Below are 22,335 nucleotides of genomic sequence, written 5' to 3'. Positions count from 1 at the left end.
GGGGGGAGCATATTGGCAAAGAGACGAAAAAAGAAGCGTTCTATAGGAGCGCAATTAAAATATGAAGCTTACGGCATTCTAATTATTACGATTTCCATGATCGCCCTCGCTGGTGAAGCTGCTGTTGGAAGAGCGCTCTCCAGATTGTTTGGTGTAATTTTAGGGAAGTTCTATTTTGTTTTAGCTATCGTCGGGATTATTGTCGGACTAGCTGTCATGATAAAGCGAGCTTGGCCGAAAGGCTGGTCATCGCGTAAAACAGGGCTTGTGCTTGCAGTGCTTGCGTTAACGTTAAGCAGCTCAATCTCGCACATTAATGCGCGATATATGGGATTAGATGAAACGGGGATTACGGGTAAATTAATTTTCCAAACATTAGATTTGGAGCTGCGCACCCAGTTATTTTCATCAGAACCTCAAACCGAGCAATCTATCCGCAGCTTATCCATTAGTGGAGGCTATGTCGGAGCAGTTCAGTATTCACTATTGTTTATGCTGTTTGGCTATTATGGAGCATTGATACTCAATATTGTTCAATACCTTATCGCTTTCATGCTTATTTCTGGGAAATCTTATGTCGAGATGCTGCGGTTCGTTCGCACGAAATCTGTACGACTCTATAAGCTTCTCTCGGCTAAGCTGAGCCTGCTTCGTTCAAGGAAGAAAGCATTAGCCAAATATAAGGAACAAGTCATTGATAATGACGATGAGGATGATGAAACCTTTGTAGTGGAGCTGCCTAAACCGAAACGGAAATCTTGGTTCTTTCATATGAATACGGAGCAAAGCGAGCCGCAGGATGATTGGGAGTTGCATCATAATGATCAGCATAATGGAGCAACAGAAGAGGCGAATGATGCTCATGCTCAGATTCTAGAGGGCTATGCTCCTTCATCTGAGGTAGAGTATGATGCAGACCAGCAAAGAGCTCAAACTTCATATACTAATATTCCTGTGAATCAAGATAACGATAATGATTACATAAGAAATGACCTTCAGGATGAACCATACAGTCATGAAGAAGACAATAACACTATTCCAACAGAATTTGTAAAAGATAAACATGCTACGACGGTACCAAGTGATGCTGCGGCCGTGGCGCAATTCGCAGATACATTAATTGAGGAGCAGCGAGCAGAAGCGACTCAGGTAGCTGAAATTAACGATGAAGAAGCCTTTCAATACCCAGAGGGACAAGCTGTAACATCCGATGCACTCATTACGGAGGCGGATGTCTCTGATTCGTCTAAGGTGGTTCATGCACCTCTTCATCCGACACCAATTCCATATGAGATGCCACCTTTCTCATTGTTAAGTATGCCCAAGTCAGCGGGCAAGACGACAGATGGCCATGAGATGTATGACGCGAGAAGAAAGCTCGAAGCAACACTTGAAAGCTTTGGTGTTCGTGCCAAGGTGTTAGATGTTGCTAGAGGCCCTGCTGTAACGCGTTATGAGGTGCAGCCTGCAACGGGGGTAAAAGTTAGCCGAATTGTCGGACTTACCGACGATATCGCATTAGCACTAGCTGCGAAGGATGTACGGATGGAAGCGCCAATACCTGGTAAATCTGCGATTGGTATAGAAGTACCGAATGGCGAGATTTCAGTCGTTACGATGCGCGAAGTAATGGAGACTCCAGTCTTTGTGAACGCTCAATCAAAGCTATCCATTGCATTTGGCCGAGATATATCTGGACAAACGATTGTAGGTAATCTTGCTAAAATGCCGCATTTACTAGTTGCAGGAGCAACTGGTTCTGGTAAGTCCGTTTGTATTAACGGTATTATTGCGAGTATTTTGTACAAGGCAAAGCCGGATGAAGTGAAGTTTTTAATGATTGACCCTAAAATGGTAGAGCTGAATGTATATAATGGTATACCGCACTTACTCGCGCCGGTTGTCACCAATCCGAAGCGAGCATCGTTGGCACTTAAAAAGATTGTTGTTGAGATGGAAAAGCGGTATGAGCTATTTTCTAAATCTGGTACTCGTAACATTGAAGGCTACAATCAATTAATGAAGGATAATCCTAACGCAGTGCTGCCATATATCGTAGTTATTGTGGATGAGCTTGCCGATCTAATGATGGTCGCATCCAATGAAGTAGAGGATTCCATCGCTAGACTAGCTCAGATGGCACGTGCGGCGGGCATTCATCTAATCATTGCGACGCAGCGTCCTTCAGTTGACGTTATCACAGGTGTCATTAAAGCCAATATTCCGTCTCGTATAGCCTTCGGGGTATCCTCTCAGGTCGATTCTCGTACGATTCTCGATTCTGCAGGAGCAGAGAAGCTGCTAGGACGAGGAGATATGTTGTTTTTACCTATGGGAATGAATAAGCCTATTCGTGTTCAAGGGGCATTCCTATCTGATGAAGAGGTTGAAGTGCTCGTTAGCTTCGTACGTGGACAAGGTGAAGTGAAGTATAACGAGGAGCTCGTTCCGGAATTAGATGAAGAGTCAGATGACTCGGTAGACGATGATATGGATGAGCTGTTTGACGATGCAGCTCGGATCGTTATCGAAGGAAATCAAGCATCGGTTTCCCTATTGCAGCGTCGAATGAGAATTGGTTATACTCGCGCCGCAAGACTTATTGATCAGCTAGAAGCTAAAGGGATAGTCGGCCCATATGAAGGTAGTAAACCTAGGACGGTTCTAGTGACTCAGGAACAATGGGAAGCCAAATAAAACATAAATTACAAGAATGAAGTATATTATTAATGCCCTTTTCTCATACTATGTGCATGTCAGCTACTGACTATGAAAATGCATCAAGAGAAAGGCGTATTGAATATGAAATTTCGCAAGATTATGGTGTTCGGCATCGTTGCAATGCTATTAACGAGTCTCATGATATACTCTCGAGTATCCGATCAGCCCAAGACACTTCCAACCTTTAGCTCTGCCATTCTTAAGGTTGGCTCGTATGGTGAGGATGTATCTGAGCTGCAGGGCAGATTAAAATACTTAGGGTATTACAATGGAGAAATTGATTCTCAATTCGGCTCCAAGACGAAAAATGCTGTAACATGGTTTCAGTGGGAATTCGGCTTAACCTCTGATGGAGTAGTTGGTCAAGCTACGAAAAATAAGCTCGTTAATGCAACTAAAAATTGGTATCCTGCATTAACAGCTGAATCTAGTCCTAGCACCAATAAACCAAGCGGTAATGCTAACAATAAAAGCTCGGCAGCACAGTCGAATTTGCTTGGTTTTACAGAAAATGATATTCAGCTCATGGCTAATGCAGTTTATGGCGAGGCACGCGGAGAGCCGTATGAAGGACAGGTTGCTGTAGCTGCTGTCATATTAAATCGTGTGAAGCATCCAGATTTCCCAAACACTGTATATGGAGTTATATTCCAGCCACGAGCGTTCACTGCAGTTGATGATGGACAAATTTACTTAACACCTAATGAAACAGCAAAGCGTGCGGTTCGTGATGCGATTAATGGGATGGATCCAACGTATGGCTGTATTTATTACTTTAATCCTGATACAGCAACTAGCGCATGGATCTGGACTAGACAGCAAGTATTAACGATAGGTAAACATATATTTTGTAAGTAAATCAATAAATATGGGAAGCAATCATTGGGAGGTTGTCTAATGGTTGCTTCTTCCATTTATAATGCGTTAGAATAAATAAACAGGTAAGAGGAAAGGGGCTAGATCAATGGAATTCCAAGTTGGAAAGGTAAAAAATATTACGATTCATGTGCTTCCAACCAATCGCTTTAAAACCTATGCGATTACGTTATTTGCTGGAACCCCTCTCGAGGAGCAAACAGTTACCTCGACCGCACTAATCCCATATGTATTACGCCGCGGTACGGCTCGCTTTCCTGAGACGATTCAGCTACGAGAGCAGCTCGACAATATGTATGGAGCAGGCTTTGGCTTTAACATTGTGAAGCGAGGAAATACACAATTCATTCAGCTTAGAATGGATGTAATTAATGATCGTTTTGTTAACAGCGAGCATTCTTTGTTAAACGGTGCGTTGCAGTATTTGGGCGATGTGTTGACCAATCCATTGATTGAACAAGGTGGCTTTCGTGAAGCCTATGTTGATGCTGAAAAAGGCACGTTAAAAAAGCAGCTTGACTCTATTATTAACGATAAAATTCATTATGCGGCTGAGCGCTGTATACAGGAAATGTGTGAGCATGAGCCGTATCGGTTGAATGCATCAGGTAAGCTTGAAGACCTGCCTCATATTGATGCAAATTCGCTATTTCAACGTTACAGCGATTGGCTGAGTGAGGCGCAATTTGATCTATATGTCGTTGGTGATACAACGCTAGAGGAAGTCACGAAGCTTGTCGAGCAAAACTTTCAGATGCCTGCCAGTGCAAAGCCAATTCAATATAAGCCTGCTGAAGCGAGTCATTCAGTGAGCTCCGTCAAGACAGTTGTCGATCGAATGGAGGTTAGCCAAGGAAAGCTTAATCTTGGTTTACGTATGAATGTTGGCTATGCGGATCCAGACTACGTATGTGCGCTCGTATATAATGGCATATTGGGTACCTATCCTCATTCGAAGCTCTTTGTAAATGTGCGTGAAAAAGAAAGCTTAGCTTACTATTGCTCTTCTCGCTATGATGCTCATAAAGGAATAGTTACGATTCAATCAGGCATTGAGTTTGAGAATTACGAAAAAGCACTAGGCATCATTGAGAAGCAGCTTGATGATATGAAGGCTGGACATATTTCTGATGTGGAGCTGGAGCAAACGAAGGCCATGCTCACAAACGCTATGCGTGAAATTCTAGACAACGCTAATGATATTGCAGGCTTTGACTTTAATAAGCAATATGCGAATGTAGATCGTTCAGTAGAATCGGTTATTGAGCAAATTAGTAAGGTGAGCAAGGACGATGTGCAAAGAATTGCTAACCAAGTTGCTCTAGATACTATATATTTCTTACGTGACCGTCAGGAGGTGTAACGAATGGAGACACTTAGTTATCCGCATGTAGAGGAAACGCTGTATCGTGAAGTTCTTGAGAATGGACTTGAGATTATTGTGCTTCCTAAGCAAGGATTTCAGAAAACATATGCAACCTTTGCCACGAAATATGGATCCATTGACAACCACTTTGCGGTTGGTGACGAGACACCGATCAAGGTTCCAGATGGCATTGCTCACTTTTTGGAGCACAAAATGTTTGAAGAGCCGGATGGTCAAGATGTTTTTGCTAAATTCTCCAAGCAGGGTGCTGCCGCCAATGCATACACTTCATTTGACCGTACTGTGTATTTGTTCTCTGCTACAGAAAACATCGACGATAATTTAACGACGTTAATTGATTTCGTACAGCGTCCTCATTTTACAGAGCAGAATGTCGACAAGGAAAAAGGAATTATCGCACAGGAAATTAATATGTACAATGATAATGCCGATTGGCGTGTATACTACGGGTTATTCGAGGCGATGTATCAGAAGCATCCGATATCAATTGATATTGCAGGTACGGTAGAGTCGATTTATAAAATTGATAAAGATTTGCTGTATCGCTGCTACAATACGTTTTATCACCCTTCTAACATGCTGCTTTTTGTTGTTGGAGGTGTCGATGCGGAACATATTATCGAGCTCGTTAAGCGTAATCAAGCAGCCAAATCCTATGTGCCGCTAGGTAACATTGAGCGATTCTTTGAAGAGGAGCCTGGCGCTATTCGGCAATCTCGCGTTGAGAAAAAGCTGCATGTATCGTTGCCGAAATGTATGCTTGGCTTTAAGGAACAAGCCGTGCATAAGCAAGGTGAAGAGCTTCTACGTCAAGAGGTAATCTCCAAGCTAATGCTGGACATTATGTTTGGCAGCAGCTCTCCGTTTTATCAATCTTTATACGACCAGCAGCTTATTTTTGATTCGTTCGGCTTTGAGTATAACTGCTCTGAGCAATACGCATTTTCTGTGCTCGGCGGAGATACACCTGATCCGGATAAGCTAGTTGAAACGATTCGAGCCTACATTACGGAAACGCTGCAAACAGGCATTGACGCAGAACGATTTGAACGTGTAAAACGTAAAAAAATTGGTAACTATTTACGAATGCTTAATTCCCCTGAGGCGATTGCAACTGAATTTACACGTTATCGTTTTAGAAACTGTGATATGTTTAATGTGCTTAAATATTATGAAGAAAGTACACTGGACGATGTGAATGCACGATTGAAGGAGCATTTTGACTTTAATCAGCTCGCAGTGTCCATTGTAGAGTCTCCATCTACTTAAATGGTAAAGCCGTTACGTGAAATGACGGTGTTGATAACCGGGGGAAGCCGAGGCATAGGTGCTGCAATAGCAAAGCGTTTTGCTAAGGAAGGGTATCGCATCGTTATTCACTACTTGCAAGGACATGAGCAAGCGAATGAGACTGCCAGAGAATGCATTGCTGCTGGAGCCGAGGTGCTTACGATATCGGCAGACTTAGGCTCTAGAGAGCAACTGCTAAGAATGAAGGAAAAGCTTGATGCGCTTGGTATCGCTCCAGACATCCTCGTTAATAATGGCGGAATTTCCCATTATGGAATGTTAGTTGATGTAACAGAAGAACAATGGGATACCGTCATGAACATCAACTTGAAGGGGATGTTTATGTGTACGCAGCTGTTTATGCCACATATGATTACACAAAAATACGGAAGAATTATTAACGTCTCTTCTGTTTGGGGGATGACAGGTGCTGCTTGTGAGGTGCTTTATTCGACAACGAAGGGCGGCATGAACGCCTTTACAAAGGCACTGGCGAAGGAGCTAGCCCCTTCAGGTGTCACGGTTAATGCGGTTGCTCCTGGGGTCGTTGATACCGAGATGATGAATACGTTCGATCCATTAGAAAAGGAAGCACTTGCACAGGAAATTCCAGTCGGTCGCTTTGGTTCGACAGAAGAGATCGCGTCGCTTATATATTTTTTATCATTACCTGAATCATCGTACATTACCGGTCAGGTCATTAGTCCAAATGGTGGTTGGCTAACGTAGTACATTTTCCTTAAGTAGCAATTAATTACTAGCATAGCCTTATGTCTGCTTGCGCACAATAACTTCTGTTGAGTCATTCAACAATTGAGTTAATGGAGGCGAGAGGCAATGTCTACTGTATTAGATCAATTTGAAACATGGAAAAAGTTTTTGAAGGAACGTGTAGCACAAGGTAAAAACATGGGCTTATCTGAAGAGACGATTTCCAACCTAGCATACGAAATCGGTTCCTTCCTTGATGAACGTGTTGATCCAAAAAACGATGAGCAAGCAGTATTAAAGCAGCTATGGGATGCTGGTGACGAAACTGATCGTCATACCATCGCAAAGCTGATGGTAAAGCTAGCTGAAAAGGCATAATTATACGGGTGTTTTACATTTAGATTTATCATTTTTTTGCGAAAGCCTCCAATTGGGGGCTTTTCGCTGATGAATTTACTGATATTGCAGGAAAGTGTTGAATTTTGTAGAATACATAACGTTAGAAAGTTTTACATACATATAGGATGGTGACTGGAGTGGAACGGAAGCAATGGTACATGGAGTACACAATACATAAAAATAGACCGGGTCTACTAGGGGATATTGCTTCTCTGTTAGGTATGCTGGAGGTTAATATTCTTACAATTAATGGTGTAGACAATCATACAAGGGGCTTACTGCTGCAAACGGATGATGATGAAAAAATCGAGTTATTGGGTAAGCTACTTACGAAGGTCGATGATATTACAGTCAATAAATTAAGAACTCCTACCATTGTTGATATATTGGCAGTTCGTCATGGACGATACATAGAGCGAGATTCGGATGACCGTAAAACCTTCCGATTTACTCGCAACGAGCTAGGATTGCTTGTAGATTTTCTAGGTGAAGTTTTTAAGCGTGAAGGTAATTATGTGATAGGGCTTAGAGGGATGCCACGAGTCGGCAAGACAGAATCTATAATTGCGGGCAGTGTATGCTCTAATAAGCGTTGGACCTTCGTTTCATCCACTCTTCTAAGGCAGACGGTGCGTTCACAGCTATCGGATCAGGAAATGGATGCTAACAATATTTTTATTATCGACGGCATTGTAAGTACAATTCGTTCCAACGAGCGTCATTATGCACTTATTCAAGAAATTATGGAGATGCCTTCCACGAAAGTGATTGAGCATCCGGATATTTTTATACGTGAGTCCAACTATGATTACAGCCATTTCGATATTATTGTAGAGCTACGCAACTCTCCAGATGAAGAAATTACGTATGAGACATTTACCAGCTATTCCGAAGATTTTTAAGACACAGCGATATTAGAACGAAGGAGGTTGTATTGTGTCAGAACTAGGTGCTTTGCTGAAGACAGCACGTCAAGAAAAAGGGCTATCGTTAGATGATGTACAAGAACAAACTAAAATTAGAAAACGTTATTTAGAAGCGCTGGAAGAAGGGGACTTTAAAGTCTTACCAGGCAAATTTTATATAAGAGCATTTATAAAAAATTACGCAGAGTGTGTAGGGCTTGATGCGGAGGAAGTACTGAAGCATTATCAGAATGAAGTGCCTGAGCCTGAAGTACATGTGGCAGAAACACTGCCTGCGAGGAAGCCCAAACGTATGCGTTCTTCAAGGTCAGAGCGCTTTGGAAAAATAGGCTTTTCCTTGTTGATGTGGTTATTTTTATTGCTCGTTATTATCGTTATATGGTATTACAACGTTTATAGCAAGGAAGGGAAACCAGCTAATGAGCCGGACAGCACACCCATTACGGATAATAGTGATATTACCACTACACCAACACCTACGAAGACGGGGGCGTCTCCAACGCCTACGCCAACATCTACACCAACTCCACCGCCAGTAGCCCTTACCTTTCAGGAGACAAAAGGGCGTGACGATATTTTTGTCGTATCTCCTGCAAAGGATAGCTATGAACTTCTTGTTACCAATAGCGGCGATGCGAGCTGGTTGGAAGTTTATGAAAATGGGAAGAATGGAACAAAGCTGTATTATGCCAACATTAAGGATGGAGAGCAGGCAGCCTTTACCGTCAAGGGAGATGTCTACCTTGTTCTAGGACGTCCGGGAAATTTAGAAGTAAAGCTTGATAATGTTATTGTAGAAGACGGGGATAACAACAAGGGCAGTAAGCGTATTTTATTACAATTACAAGCGGCAGATACGACAGCACAGTAGCTGTCGTTTTGCTTGAAAGGAGATTCATTGATGAGCGAATATTCGTTTGATATTGTTTCTAACGTAGATCTACAAGAGCTAAGCAATGCGGTTACTCAAGCGGAGCGTGAAATATCAACTCGCTTTGACTTCAAGGGCAGTAAAACGAATCTAACATTGGTTAAGGACGAGCTGACAATCGTTAGTGATGATGACTATAAGCTGAATGCGGTTATCGATATTTTGCTAGCTAAAATGGTAAAGCGTAATGTTCCAACGAAAAACCTTGATTATGGAAAAATTGAAGGAGCATCAGGTGGTACCGTTCGTCAAAAAATAAAAATACGTCAAGGCATTGAGCAGGATATTTCGAAAAAAATTAATACTTTAATTAAAGATTCTAAGTTAAAGGTAAAAAGCCAAATTCAAGGTGATCAGCTGCGTGTTACGGGTAAGAGCAAGGATGATTTACAAGCAGTTATGCACATGCTGCGCAATGCTAAGCTCGATTTGGATTTGCAATTTGTGAATTTTAGATAGATAATATTGACATACTGAGTGTTCAAAGCAGGTATGTTGGATGCGGATGAACGGTAATGGAGGGAAAGCTTTGAATTTAGCTAACAAAATTACGATAGCTAGAATTTTTTTGGTGCCTGTTATTTTATTTTTTCTGCTCGTTAAGCTTGATCTAGGCTCGGTAACGGTATCTGATATTGATATCTCATACACGCAGATTATTGCTGTTTTAATTTTTATTATTGCTGCGAGCACGGACGGATTAGATGGTTACATAGCAAGAAAAAACAAGCTCGTTACTAATTTAGGGAAGCTGCTTGATCCATTAGCAGACAAGCTGCTTGTTGCTTCAGTGCTTATAGCTTTAGTTGAGATGGACAAGCTAAGTGCGCTTGTAGCCATCGTCATTATATGTCGAGAGTTTGCCGTAACAGGCCTGCGTCAAATCGCATTGCTAGAAGGAAAGGTCGTCGCTGCAAGTGCATGGGGTAAATGGAAAACAGCGATTCAAATTACGATGATTATTGTAATTTTGCTCAACAATTTCCCATTCGGTCTTATTGATTTTCCTTTTGATCTCATCTGTTCTTGGGCAGCTGCGCTGATTACACTATATTCGGGCATTGATTATTTTGTAAAAAATAAATCGTTAATTCCAGTGGAATAAAATAATGCACGCTCTCGTATTCTCGAGAGCGTGCATTATTTGACTTATATAGGTGAATATAAACAAACTTAATTGGAAAATGAAGGGGTGTAGGCATGAAGGCAGAAATTATCGCTGTCGGCACGGAGCTGCTGCTAGGACAAATTGTTAATTCGAATGCACGGGATCTGTCGCTAAAGCTAGCAGAGCTAGGCATTGATGTATACTTTCAAACGGTCGTAGGTGATAACGCAGACCGCATCGAGCAGGCGATTAAGGTCGCACGTACACGAGCGGATTTACTCATCTTTACGGGTGGTATTGGGCCAACGCAGGATGATCTTACGAAGGATATATTAGCACGTTATCTGGGGAGATCCCTTACCATTGATGAGCCAGCCATGCGTAAGATCAAAGCTTTATTCGAAGGTCGTGGAGCAGAAATGGTGCAGAGTAATATTCGTCAGGCGCACATGATCGAAGGTGCGACACCGCTAGTGAATGAAGCGGGCTTAGCGGTCGGTAATGCACTTGTGGAGGACGGCACCTACTATATACTACTGCCTGGCCCACCTAAGGAAATGAATACGATGCTAAACGGCCCTGTCGTTGCATGGCTGCGAGAGGTGCTTGGTCAAGAAAAACCTCTATATTCGAAGCTGCTTAAGTTCGCTGGTATAGGCGAATCCAATCTGGAAGCGAAGCTTCTACCGTTAATCGATCAACAAAGTGACCCTACGATCGCCCCTTATGCGAAGGAGGGAGAGGTGACCGTCCGTGTATCAACGAAGGCATTAAGCAGCGAGGAAGCGGATGTGAAGCTTAACGAGACGATTGCTCATATCAAGTCAATTGTTGGTGAGCATCTCTATGCCCTGGAGGACGTACCGATCGAGCGACAGATCGTGCGTATGCTGCAAAGCAAACACTTTACACTTGCATCCGCTGAAAGCTGCAGTGGTGGCTTATTCGCTGAATTGATGACGAAGGTGCCTACGGGCTCGTCCTGCTTTGTAGGTGGGGTTGTTACGTACACGAATGAGATGAAGCATAAATTGCTTGGCATTCCCATGGAGCAGCTATCTGGTGAGGGGGCTCCAGGAGCCATTAGCAGCTCTACTGCGCAGCTAATGGCCGAGAACGTTCGTCAGCTGCTTGATTCGACGTTCGGCGTATCGATTACGGGCGTAGCGGGTCCTGGCACAAGTGAAGGAAAGCCTGTTGGACTCGTCTATGTTGGAATAGCTGAAAAGAATAAGCCTACAGAAGTTTTTGAGCTGAAGCTTACCGGAGATCGAGCAACGATTCAGCTGCGTGCTGTGAAGCATCTGCAGTATCGGTTGTGGCTGGCGATAAAGGCACATGGTGTTTCAATCGACATGTAGATGGGAAGTTCAAAAAGTCCAACTTTGATCACGATGTAACTCGTAGTAGCTTAGTCGGCGTCGAATCTGAAACGCTACCGAAATCTCCGGTGCTCACGTACCCAAAACGTACGCTGCGCTTCTCAATCTCTAGCTTCATCCAAGCTTCTCGGTGCTGAAAGCTGAACTTTTTGAACCCGTATTGGAAGGGAAGTTCAAAATGGTTCAGCTTTGATCACGAAGTAGGACTGATAGCTTATTCGACGTCGAATCTTGAATTCAGCTGGTCTTCCAGTGCTCACGTACCAATTGCGTACGCTGCGCTCTTCAGCCCCTAAGCTTCATCCAAGCTTCTCGGTGCTGAAAGCTGAACTTTCTTTGGAGCTGCTAGTAATTAATTATTGTAAAAGAAATGGAAGTTTGCTATAGTAACCATATACATGGAAGAACCGTGGCTAAGCGTTAATCGCATAGCTGCGGTTTTTGCTTTTAAATGATGAATGGAGGTGCGGACACAAAAAATACGAATGTGTGTTCGAAAAAAGTATTGGCAAGAGCTCAGAAGTAGGTTATCATACTAATATAAATATTGAAGGATGTGAATCTCGTGAGTGATCGTCGTGCAGCATTGGACAATGCATTGCGTCAAATTGAGAAGCAATTTGGTAAAGGCTCTATTATGAAATTAGGTGAATCTACACATATGCAGGTTGAAACCATTTCTAGTGGTTCGCTTGCTCTAGATATTGCGTTAGGTATTGGAGGATATCCACGAGGCCGTATCATCGAAGTATACGGTCCCGAATCATCTGGTAAAACGACTGTTGCGCTTCACGCTATTGCAGAAGTGCAAAAAGCTGGTGGACAAGCTGCATTTATTGATGCAGAGCACGCGCTTGATCCGTTGTATGCCAGCAAGCTCGGTGTTAACATTGACGAGCTACTCCTTTCACAACCAGATACAGGTGAACAGGCATTGGAAATTGCAGAAGCGCTTGTTCGCAGCGGTGCAATAGATATTGTCGTCATTGACTCGGTTGCAGCACTTGTACCAAAAGCAGAGATCGAAGGCGATATGGGTGATGCTCATGTCGGCTTGCAGGCGCGCTTAATGTCTCAAGCATTGCGTAAGCTTTCTGGTGCAATCTCGAAATCAAAAACAATTGCCATTTTCATTAACCAGCTTCGTGAAAAGGTTGGCGTTATGTTCGGTAACCCGGAAACGACACCTGGTGGTCGTGCACTTAAGTTCTACTCCAGCGTCCGTCTTGACGTACGTCGTGTAGAAACATTAAAGCAAGGTAATGATATGGTAGGTAACCGTACTCGCGTTAAGGTTGTCAAAAATAAAGTTGCTCCTCCATTTAAGCAAGCGGAGCTTGATATTATGTATGGTGAAGGTATTTCAAGAGAAGGCAGCATTATTGATATCGGTGTTGATATGGACATTGTACAAAAAAGTGGTGCTTGGTTCTCTTATAGCGGTGAACGCTTAGGACAAGGACGTGAAAACTCTAAGCAGTTCTTAAAGGAGAATCCGGCAATTGCTGAGACGATTGAAAGTCAAATTCGTGCTGCATTCGATCTAACTGCTGCACAACAGGCTAACTTCTCATCGGATGATGAGGACGAGGATGATTTGGAAGAGCTGTTCTAATAACTAATAATCGCCGTTCTATATAGAACGGCGTTTTTTGTATGAGGTGAGACGAAAGTGACTAGCGAAAGCAATGAGCTGCTTATCACATCGGTAAAAGTTGATCGAAAGCAAGGAAAGCAGTATAGCATTACCATTGAATCAATACCCGAGCCGATCATTGTGCATGAGGATTTGTTTATTTCGTACCGATTAATGAAAGGGAGAGGTTTAACTTCTTCACTAGTTGACGAAATTAAAGAAGAGAATGCTAAATATATGGCTTATATTAAAGGAATACGATATTTGGCGCCCAAAGCACGCAGCAGTCAGCAGGTTGCGCAATATTTAAGAAGACAAGAGTTCGAAGAACAGCATATCGCCGTTGCGATTGCTCGACTAATTAATGAAGGTTATATTGATGACCTGGCTTTTGCTGAGCTCTATGTGCAGTCTAAACGCAATCGCCAAGGGAAAGGACAGCTGAGAATTGCACAAGAACTGAAAGCGCTTGGAATATCTAGAGAGCATATTTCCCGTGTGCTGCAGACTATCGATGATGAGCAGGAGTTGGAGGCAGCCTATGAAGCTGCCGTGAAAAAACTAAGAAGTATTCGAGGAGATAAGCTCGAACGCAGTCGAAAACTGATGCAATTCCTTCTTAGACGTGGTTATTCTGGTGATATTTGCCGAAAAACTATGCAAAGAATAGAAAAAGAGAGAATATTCAGTGTAGATGTGGATATAAATGGAGAATTGCTTGACAACTGATTTTATGAACAGATACAATGAAGAAGTATTCCTAAAAATTTTGTTTCAATTTTACTTCCAAGAATTGAACCAAAATCATCATTTTTCGTCAAATGGCGTAATTGAGACGGTTTGAAAGCCGGTTAAACCAAATAACATCCCAAGCAATGCCTTGGTGTATGCAACAAGGAGGTGAACTAGATGCCACCAGAAGTTATCTGGATCCTCATTTGTATCCTTGTTGGCGCAATTTTCTTTGGGATTGGTTACATGATACGAAAGTCGATTGCCGAGGCGAAGATTTCTAGTGCAGAGCAGGCTGCGATTCAAATCGTAGAAAATGCGAAGAAAGAAGCAGATGCTTTGAAAAAAGAGACCGTACTTGAGGCGAAAGACGAAGTCCACAGACTACGTACGGAAGCTGAAAAGGACATTCGTGAACGTCGTAACGAAACACAACGTTTAGAAAGACGATTAGTCCAAAAGGAAGAATCGCTTGATAAAAAGTTAGAAACACTAGAACGCAAAGAAGAGTCTGTAGCCAGCAAGGAGAAACGAATTGAGGAAACACAGCAACAAATCGATTCGCTCTATAAGCAACAGCTCAATGAGTTAGAACGTATTTCCAACCTGACGATGGAGGATGCAAGGTCGATCATTCTATCTAATGTTGAACAAGAAGTACGTCATGAAACTGCACAAATGATTAAGGATATTGAACAACAGGCCAAGGAAGAAGCTGATAAGAAGGCTCGTAACATTATATCACTTGCGATTCAGCGCTGTGCTGCTGATCATGTAGCGGAAACAACAGTTTCTGTAGTAACGCTGCCAAATGAAGAAATGAAGGGTCGTATTATTGGACGGGAAGGTCGAAATATCCGTGCACTAGAAACATTGACTGGTATCGATCTCATTATAGACGATACACCGGAAGCGGTCATATTGTCGGGCTTTGATCCAATTAGACGTGAGATCGCACGTACTTCCTTAGAAAAACTCGTAGCAGATGGACGTATTCATCCAGCGAGAATCGAGGAAATGGTTGAAAAATCACGTAAGGAAATTGATGATCGAGTGCGTGAATACGGGGAACAGGCTACTTTCGAGGTTGGAGTGCATGGATTACATCCAGACTTGATTAAAATTCTTGGTCGATTGAAGTATCGTACAAGCTATGGTCAAAATGTTCTTAAACATTCGATGGAAGTTGCTTATTTAGCAGGTCTAATGGCAGCTGAGCTAGGCGAGGATGTTGTGCTTGCTAGACGCTCAGGATTACTTCATGATATTGGTAAAGCGTTGGATCATGAAGTGGAAGGTTCACACGTAGAAATTGGTGTTGAGCTTGCCAAAAAATATAAAGAGCATCCAGTTGTTATTAATAGTATCGCATCTCATCATGGTGATACAGAAGCGACATCAGTTATTGCAATGCTCGTAGGTGCAGCAGATGCCCTATCGGCTGCAAGACCAGGTGCTCGTCGTGAAACTCTCGAAACCTATATTAAGCGTTTAGAGAAATTGGAAGGAATAACGGAATCATTTGATGGCGTTGAAAAATCATATGCGATTCAAGCAGGTCGTGAAGTTCGCGTAATGGTTCAACCAGATAAAATCGATGATACTGAAGCATTCCGTCTTGCTCGCGATATTACGAAGAAAATCGAAAGCGAGCTGGATTACCCAGGTCACATTAAAGTAACGGTTATTCGTGAAACAAGAGCCGTTGAATATGCGAAGTGATTTGAGAGAGAAGTGGCGAAAGCCACTTCTCTCTTTTGTAGAGGAAGAGGAAGTTCAAAACATACGACTTTGATGACGATGTGATGCGTTGTAGCTAAGTCGACTTCGAATATGGAACGCTACCGAAATTCTTACGAAGTATGTTTTCTACGAAAACATTGTAGCTCACGTACCAATACCGTACGCTGCGCTCCTCGTTTCACTTCTTAGTATGATTACATAGTAATGCTTTGTAGCATATAATGCGTACAATATGGTATGATACGAAGCATGCACTTTACATAAAGGATGAGATTAACGAATGAAAGTATTATTTATTGGCGATATTGTAGGCAGTGTAGGGCGAGAAGCGGTAAAGCAAGTACTTCCAGCTCTAAAGTCGAAGTATAACCCGCACATTATTATCGCTAATGGTGAGAATGCAGCTGCTGGTAGAGGCATAACCCGGCAGATTGCAACAGAGTTTTTTGAATGGGGTATTCATGGGATTACGATGGGTAATCATACGTGGGACAATAAGAACATCTTTGAATGGATCGATGATGAGCCTCGCATAGTACGTCCAGCGAATTTCCATCATTCTGCACCGGGTAAAGGAATGGCGATTATTAACGTTAACGGTAAAAAGCTAGCCATTATCAATATTCAAGGTAGAACCTATCTTCCAGCGAATGATGATCCGTTTACGACTGCAGAACGATTGATTGCAGATGCACAAAAGACAACCTCACATATCCTTGTAGATTTTCATGCTGAGGTAACCTCTGAAAAAATCGCAATGGGCTGGTATTTGGATGGAAAGGCTTCGATGGTTGTCGGTACACACACCCATGTTCAGACGAATGATGATACCATTCTGCCACAGGGAACGGCGTACATTACAGATGTTGGCATGGTTGGATCGAAGGAAGGTGTGCTTGGCATGCAACGCGATGCGGTGCTGCATCGATTCCTGACTGGTATGCCGGCAAGATTCGTCGTTGATGAAGGCAAATGGCATTTGCATGGAGTGGTTGTTGATATCGACGATAAAACAGGACACGCTGTTTCTATTCAAAAAATAAGGCTTACGGAAGAATCATGGCTGCTTATGAAATAAGCAGCTTTTTTTACTTGTCATTAAATTCAGAATAATTGAAATTATAAAAATTCAGTGTGCAGGAATCTTTCCCGTTTTCACGAATAGTAATATTAAAGTAAAGTCCATCAAACATTCTAGGGGAGGTTCTTAACATGGATGTATTAAAAGTTTCAGCCAAATCGAATCCAAACTCAGTAGCAGGAGCACTAGCAGGAGTGCTTAGAGAGCGTGGAGCAGCTGAATTGCAAGCAATCGGTGCTGGCGCTTTGAACCAAGCGATCAAAGCAGTAGCCATTGCGCGTGGCTTTGTCGCACCTAGTGGAGTTGATTTGATTTGTATTCCTGCATTTACTGATATTGTTATTGATGGAGAAGATCGGACGGCAATAAAGCTCATCGTGGAGCCTAGATAATGATGGCCAATATGGTCCATGCGGATATAGAGCGGATGAGAATATTAGGCCTGTTTACTTCCACAGTAAACAGGTTATTTGCTTTCATAGTACGGAGCAGAGGAGGCGTACGAAATGCGCAAAATTGACTTTCACTGTGATGTCATAAGTAAGCTGCTCAAAGATAATAGCTTAGATTTTCATAAGGAGCAATTTGCTTCTAGACTGGACGTAACGCTGCAATCGTTATTAGATGCTAATTACATGATCCAAGTATTTGCTGTTTATATTCCTTCAGATCACCCGAAGGATCTTGTGACGATTATGAAGAGCATCGAGATCTTCTATGAGCGTGTAGCTAATCATCCCAATATGATCGTGGTTGACTCTGCGATTGATGTGGAGCGCTGCAAGGCTACAAATAAGGTAGGTGCGATTCTATCGCTGGAGGGAGTAGATGGATTACAGGGCCATTTATTTCTTACTTCGCTGATGCACCGCTTAGGTGTTCGATTCGCTGGACTTACCTGGAATGGAGCGAATTGGGCCGCAGATGGAATATTAGAGGATAACGGTGCTGGGCTATCAAGTTTGGGCAAGGATTTTGTTCATCGCTGTAATGAGCAAGGAATTACAATCGATGTATCGCATTTGTCAGAAAAAAGCTTTTGGGACGTATACAAAGCAAGCCAAAAGCCAATTATTGCATCACATTCGAATGCAAAGGCTGTGTGCGATCATCCGCGCAACTTAACGGATGAACAGATCAGAGCGATCGTACGTTGTGAGGGTCTTATTGGACTAACCTATGTGCCATGGTTTGTTACAGAAGGTCGAATGGCTACAATGCATGATTTACTAAAGCATATTAATCATATGCTTGCGCTCGGTGCCGAAGACCAGCTAATGTTAGGATCTGATTTTGATGGTATTGACAGTTATATCGAAGGCTTAAAATCACCTCGTGACGTAAATCAGCTGGAAAACCTACTTCTGCAATACTATGATCGAGAATTTGTAGAGAAGCTGATGTGGCGTAACGCTTATCAATTCCTCATTCGTAATTTAAATTCAAAACGATAGTTCGGCAAAGTCATACTTACATATTAATTAGAAAAAAGACGCCTATAGGCGTCTTTTCTCTTGTTTTCTTGTTTTGAGCTTCGTATTAAGCTTACGACTGCTTGTTCTTATCATGGAAAAAGTGATATGATAAAGGTATATGAACAAGTGTCATATGCCTTACGTGTGTCATACACGAAAGAGATAAAAAATTATTGGAGTGTACAGAGAAATGGAAAAATTAATACCTGTAGGCGTATCAGCAAGACATATTCATCTATCCCAAGAGCATGTTGAAGTGCTATTCGGGAAAGGTTATCAATTAACTGAATTTAAACCATTATCTCAGCCAGGACAATATGCAGCCAATGAAACCGTAGAGGTTGTTGGACCAAAAAGCGGATTTCCTAAAGTTCGTATTCTAGGACCTGCTCGTAAAGCTACTCAATTGGAGGTTTCCCGTACGGATTCATTTGCGCTTGGCGTAAAGGCTCCAGTTCGTGAGTCTGGCGATATCGCTGGTTCTGCTGGCATCACTATTAAAGGACCTGCTGGTGAGGTTACGATCGAAGAGGGCGTAATCGTAGCAGCACGCCATATTCATTTCCATACATCAGATGCTGAAAAATGGGGCATCTCGGATAAGCAAAAGCTTCGTGTTCGCGTAGGTGGCGAGCGTGGTGTTGTATTTGAAAACGTCGTTGCACGTGTATCAGCTGATTTTGCATTGGATATGCATATTGATACCGATGAAGCCAATGCAGCTGGCGTTAACAATGGCGACACAGCCGAAATTATTGACTAATATATCAAAGAATAGCCTCTGATCTAGCTTATGTGATTAACCCATAGGCCAGATCAGAGGCTTTTTTTGTTAATGAACAGAAGTTTCGTGGTAGAAAACAGTGGAACACGTTTACAAGACTATGTAAGAGCTTTTTGATAAGCGTAAAGGGGCGTATGCGCCTTCCAATAGCCCGCATAAAGCTCGTCTAAAAGTAAAATAGTTGTATACTGTATCGGAGTAGTATTATATGATATAATTTGATATTGGTATGATTAGTAGAAGATGAAACGATAATTAAGGGAAGTGGATAGATAGATGTCAACTGGTAAAAAGGATTACTCTAAATACTTTGACTTCTCGAATGTAAAGGTTATAAGTGAAGTTGACGGTAAAAAAACAATACGCGTCAATGGTCGAAATATTCAGCTAAACGCCGCGCCAAACTACCGTGAAGAAAAGCGACGCGGTAAGGAAGAGATTCAAGTCCATTATGACTTTTCTATTCCTGAGGAAATGAAGCAATTTGGTAAAGGCAGATATTACTTAATCTATACGTACGGCTGCCAAATGAACGAGCATGATACGGAAGTCATGAAGGGCATGTTCGAGGAGATGGGCTATCAGCCTACAGAGGATCGCAAGCAAGCAGATGTTATCTTGCTGAATACTTGTGCGATACGGGAAAATGCAGAGGATAAAGTATTCGGAGAGCTAGGGCATCTGAAGGGCTTGAAGGTTGAAAATCCTGAATTGATTATTGGGGTTTGCGGCTGTATGTCTCAGGAGGAAGCTGTCGTTAATCGTCTGCTCCAAAGCCATGCATTTGTGGATATGATTTTCGGAACACATAATATTCACCGTCTTCCTCAGCTGCTACAGGAAGCTTACTTCAGCAAGGAGCTCGTTGTTGAGGTATGGTCCAAGGAAGGCGACATTATTGAAAATATGCCTAAGAAGCGTGACGGAATGCGCGCTTGGGTCAACATTATGTACGGCTGTGACAAGTTCTGTACGTATTGTATCGTGCCATACACAAGAGGCAAGGAGCGTAGTCGCCGTCCAGAGGATGTCATTGCAGAAGTGCGTCAGCTGGCTCGTGAGGGTTATCAAGAGGTAACGCTGCTTGGACAGAACGTCAATGCGTATGGTAAAGACTTCGAGGATATAGACTATCGCTTCGGTCATCTAATGGACGATATTTCCAAAATCGATATTCCTCGTATTCGTTTTACTACGAGTCATCCGCGTGACTTTGACGATCACTTAATTGAGGTGCTCGCTAAAGGCGGCAATCTTGTTGAGCATATCCATCTACCTGTACAATCAGGCAGCTCGACGATCTTGAAGAGAATGAGTCGTAAGTACAATCGCGAGCAGTACTTAGAGCTTGTAGCTAAAATAAAAAAAGCGATTCCGAATGCCGTGCTGACAACAGATATTATTGTCGGCTTCCCAGGTGAAACGGAAGAGCAATTTGAAGAAACATACTCACTCGTAAAAGAGGTAGAATTTGATTTTGCCTTCTCCTTTATCTACTCAGCGAGAGCAGGCACGCCTGCTGCGGAGATGGAAGACGATGTGCCAGTTGAAGTAAAGAAGCAGCGTTTATATCGTTTGAATGAGCTGCTTGCATCGATTTCACGTAAAAAGAATGAAGCGATGGTCGGTCAAGAGGTTGAGGTACTTTTTGAAAGTGTAAGTAAGAACAATGAGAAGGTGCTTTCAGGACGTACGAGATCGAATAAGCTTGTGCACGTTGAAGGTCCACAGGATTGGATTGGTAAACGCATGATCGTTAAAGTTACAGACGCTCAAAGCTTTTACATTAAAGCAGAACCAATAGATAGCTCAATTATGACAAACTAATCGAATAGGAGCGAGATCAATTGATGAAAAGGCTTCAGGATTCAATAGAGGGTAAGCTATTCCAACACGGCGGCGAAAGCGGCGGTGCTTGTTCGCATAACGGGATTCATGCACAGGTAGAATCCTATGATATTGTAGATTTGCGTGTGAAGGAAGATGTGCAAGAGAAAGCAAGAGAGCTTGCAAGTATGCTTGCTCAATCAGAAGAGGTTTTGCACTATCGTCGCGCAGAGGATAAAATCAACAGCCATCCACGTGTTCAGCAGCTTATTACAGCGATTAAGAAAAAGCAAAAAGAAGTTGTTGCCTTTGAGAACACATTCAAAAATCCAGAGATGGTAAAGAAGATTGAAGCAGAGATGGAAGAGCTTCAGGATGAGCTAGATAGTATTCCAGTAGTAACAGAGTTCCAGCAAAGTCAAGCAGACATTAACTACTTGCTACAGCTTGTCATCTCGATTGTTCGCGATACGCTAACAGAGAAAATTAATCTTGATGATATGCCGAAGGAAGAATCGGATGATTGCCTAGATTAATTGAAATATAAAAAGCATCTGCTCACCGATGCAAGCCTGCTAATACATCGTTATGCAGGGCTTGCTGTGGTGGACAGATGCTTATTTAGTTAGGACATATCTGCGGAATGATTGTTCTGGGATATGTAGCTAAGCTGCTGATTGCGCAGCTTCATAATCGGCTTATACAGCGCGATGAACAGTGCAAGTGCGACTGCAGCCTTAAGTGTATCGCCAATGAGATAAGGGTAGCAGGCAAGTGCAAGTGATTTGGCAAGAGACATATCTAACACCGCCATAAACCAAGGAACGCCAGCAGCATAAGCTAGCCAAGAGCTACATAATAGGAAAAGAATAAGCAGACTAATCAACTTTTTAGCTGTCAGCGTAGCTCCTTTGCCTACAATCGCGTTTATCCCTAAGCTGATCAACAACGCACCAAACGGAAAATAGATCAGAAATCCACCTGTTGGACCTAGCAAATGTGAGAGTCCACTTTTTCCTCCAAAAACGGGTAGTCCGAGTACTCCTAATATAACGACAATAACAACGCTAATAAATGCGTCACGAGGTTTTAGCAGCATGCCTGCAATAATGACAGCCAACGTTTGCAGTGTAATCGGCACTGGAGAAAACGATAGCTTGAGCTGGATGGCTGAAAACACAATAAATACTGCGCTGCACAGTGCAATATACACGAGTGAGCGAATGGGTACTGCCTTCATTCTATTCCTTCCTCTCATCTTGCAATATTATTGTTAACCAAATATAATTTATTTTAGGTTAACAATACGGAGTGTATCATAACTTT

The 22,335-nt window shown here is 42.5% G+C and carries 21 protein-coding genes; 20 read left to right on the top strand and 1 reads right to left on the bottom strand.

Translation table 11 applies throughout. The annotated features are described in order from the left end of the window. Window positions 1–12: 12 nt before the first annotated feature. The 20 genes from M3180_RS01340 (at window position 13) to M3180_RS01245 (ending at window position 21,545) form a co-directional block, all read left to right on the top strand. Window positions 13–2,697 carry a DNA translocase FtsK gene (locus M3180_RS01340; protein ID WP_251665424.1) on the top strand — a complete coding sequence of 895 codons (2,685 nt, stop codon included), beginning with the start codon at window positions 13–15 and terminating at the stop codon, window positions 2,695–2,697. A 162-nt stretch (window positions 2,698–2,859) separates the two neighbouring features. Next, complete coding sequence (gene sleB / locus M3180_RS01335) at window positions 2,860–3,579, top strand: spore cortex-lytic enzyme (protein WP_432806900.1); 720 nt, start codon at window positions 2,860–2,862, stop codon at window positions 3,577–3,579. Window positions 3,580–3,685: 106 nt separating this feature from the next. After that, on the top strand, window positions 3,686–4,960 hold the full coding sequence (gene yfmF, locus M3180_RS01330) for an EF-P 5-aminopentanol modification-associated protein YfmF (RefSeq protein WP_251665422.1): 1,275 nt from the start codon (window positions 3,686–3,688) through the stop codon (window positions 4,958–4,960). 3 nt (window positions 4,961–4,963) lie between these two features. Continuing rightward, window positions 4,964–6,253 (top strand): EF-P 5-aminopentanol modification-associated protein YfmH, encoded by a 1,290-nt coding sequence (gene yfmH / locus M3180_RS01325; protein WP_251665421.1) that lies wholly within the window; start codon window positions 4,964–4,966, stop codon window positions 6,251–6,253. Beyond that, complete coding sequence (ymfI, locus tag M3180_RS01320) at window positions 6,254–7,003, top strand: elongation factor P 5-aminopentanone reductase (RefSeq protein ID WP_251665420.1); 750 nt, start codon at window positions 6,254–6,256, stop codon at window positions 7,001–7,003. A gap of 108 nt (window positions 7,004–7,111) precedes the next feature. Continuing rightward, entirely contained in the window at window positions 7,112–7,363 is a 252-nt protein-coding gene (locus M3180_RS01315; protein WP_251665419.1) for a DUF3243 domain-containing protein, read from the top strand. Window positions 7,364–7,521: 158 nt separating this feature from the next. Beyond that, window positions 7,522–8,286 (top strand): DUF3388 domain-containing protein, encoded by a 765-nt coding sequence (locus tag M3180_RS01310; RefSeq protein WP_251665418.1) that lies wholly within the window; start codon window positions 7,522–7,524, stop codon window positions 8,284–8,286. Between the two features lie 34 nt (window positions 8,287–8,320). Next, the gene (locus M3180_RS01305) at window positions 8,321–9,181 is read left to right on the top strand and encodes a helix-turn-helix domain-containing protein (RefSeq protein WP_251665417.1); all 861 of its coding nucleotides are present in this window, start codon (window positions 8,321–8,323) and stop codon (window positions 9,179–9,181) included. Between the two features lie 27 nt (window positions 9,182–9,208). Continuing rightward, the gene (locus tag M3180_RS01300; RefSeq protein ID WP_285855547.1) at window positions 9,209–9,700 is read left to right on the top strand and encodes a YajQ family cyclic di-GMP-binding protein; all 492 of its coding nucleotides are present in this window, start codon (window positions 9,209–9,211) and stop codon (window positions 9,698–9,700) included. Window positions 9,701–9,770: 70 nt separating this feature from the next. Further along, on the top strand, window positions 9,771–10,346 hold the full coding sequence (gene pgsA, locus M3180_RS01295) for a CDP-diacylglycerol--glycerol-3-phosphate 3-phosphatidyltransferase (RefSeq protein ID WP_251665415.1): 576 nt from the start codon (window positions 9,771–9,773) through the stop codon (window positions 10,344–10,346). A 95-nt stretch (window positions 10,347–10,441) separates the two neighbouring features. Further along, complete coding sequence (locus tag M3180_RS01290) at window positions 10,442–11,710, top strand: competence/damage-inducible protein A (protein WP_251665414.1); 1,269 nt, start codon at window positions 10,442–10,444, stop codon at window positions 11,708–11,710. A 586-nt stretch (window positions 11,711–12,296) separates the two neighbouring features. Next, window positions 12,297–13,346, top strand: coding sequence for a recombinase RecA (recA, locus tag M3180_RS01285; RefSeq protein ID WP_251665413.1), 1,050 nt, complete (start codon window positions 12,297–12,299; stop codon window positions 13,344–13,346). 57 nt (window positions 13,347–13,403) lie between these two features. After that, window positions 13,404–14,096 carry a regulatory protein RecX gene (locus tag M3180_RS01280; protein WP_251665412.1) on the top strand — a complete coding sequence of 231 codons (693 nt, stop codon included), beginning with the start codon at window positions 13,404–13,406 and terminating at the stop codon, window positions 14,094–14,096. Window positions 14,097–14,276: 180 nt separating this feature from the next. Continuing rightward, window positions 14,277–15,821 carry a ribonuclease Y gene (gene rny, locus M3180_RS01275; RefSeq protein WP_251665411.1) on the top strand — a complete coding sequence of 515 codons (1,545 nt, stop codon included), beginning with the start codon at window positions 14,277–14,279 and terminating at the stop codon, window positions 15,819–15,821. 301 nt (window positions 15,822–16,122) lie between these two features. Beyond that, window positions 16,123–16,920, top strand: coding sequence for a TIGR00282 family metallophosphoesterase (locus tag M3180_RS01270; protein WP_251665410.1), 798 nt, complete (start codon window positions 16,123–16,125; stop codon window positions 16,918–16,920). A 134-nt stretch (window positions 16,921–17,054) separates the two neighbouring features. Further along, window positions 17,055–17,315: a stage V sporulation protein S gene (locus M3180_RS01265; protein WP_025335291.1), complete on the top strand. Its 261-nt coding sequence runs from the start codon at window positions 17,055–17,057 to the stop codon at window positions 17,313–17,315. A 114-nt stretch (window positions 17,316–17,429) separates the two neighbouring features. After that, window positions 17,430–18,377, top strand: a complete 948-nt coding sequence (locus M3180_RS01260; protein ID WP_251665409.1) for a dipeptidase — start codon at window positions 17,430–17,432, stop codon at window positions 18,375–18,377. A 211-nt stretch (window positions 18,378–18,588) separates the two neighbouring features. Further along, the gene (locus tag M3180_RS01255) at window positions 18,589–19,161 is read left to right on the top strand and encodes a phosphate propanoyltransferase (protein ID WP_251665408.1); all 573 of its coding nucleotides are present in this window, start codon (window positions 18,589–18,591) and stop codon (window positions 19,159–19,161) included. 297 nt (window positions 19,162–19,458) lie between these two features. Next, complete coding sequence (miaB, locus tag M3180_RS01250; RefSeq protein WP_251665407.1) at window positions 19,459–21,009, top strand: tRNA (N6-isopentenyl adenosine(37)-C2)-methylthiotransferase MiaB; 1,551 nt, start codon at window positions 19,459–19,461, stop codon at window positions 21,007–21,009. 23 nt (window positions 21,010–21,032) lie between these two features. Then, window positions 21,033–21,545 (top strand): YlbF/YmcA family competence regulator, encoded by a 513-nt coding sequence (locus M3180_RS01245; protein ID WP_432806899.1) that lies wholly within the window; start codon window positions 21,033–21,035, stop codon window positions 21,543–21,545. A gap of 89 nt (window positions 21,546–21,634) precedes the next feature. Here M3180_RS01245 and M3180_RS01240 read toward each other — a convergent pair whose 3' ends face one another. Further along, window positions 21,635–22,249: a biotin transporter BioY gene (locus tag M3180_RS01240; RefSeq protein ID WP_251665405.1), complete on the bottom strand. Its 615-nt coding sequence runs from the start codon at window positions 22,247–22,249 to the stop codon at window positions 21,635–21,637. Between the last annotated feature and the right edge of the window lie 86 nt (window positions 22,250–22,335).

This window comes from Paenibacillus camelliae (assembly GCF_023715345.1).
Classification (GTDB): domain Bacteria; phylum Bacillota; class Bacilli; order Paenibacillales; family Paenibacillaceae; genus Pristimantibacillus; species Pristimantibacillus camelliae.
Note: the sequence above shows the minus strand (reverse complement) of the source record. Positions and strands in the feature narration are given on the sequence as shown.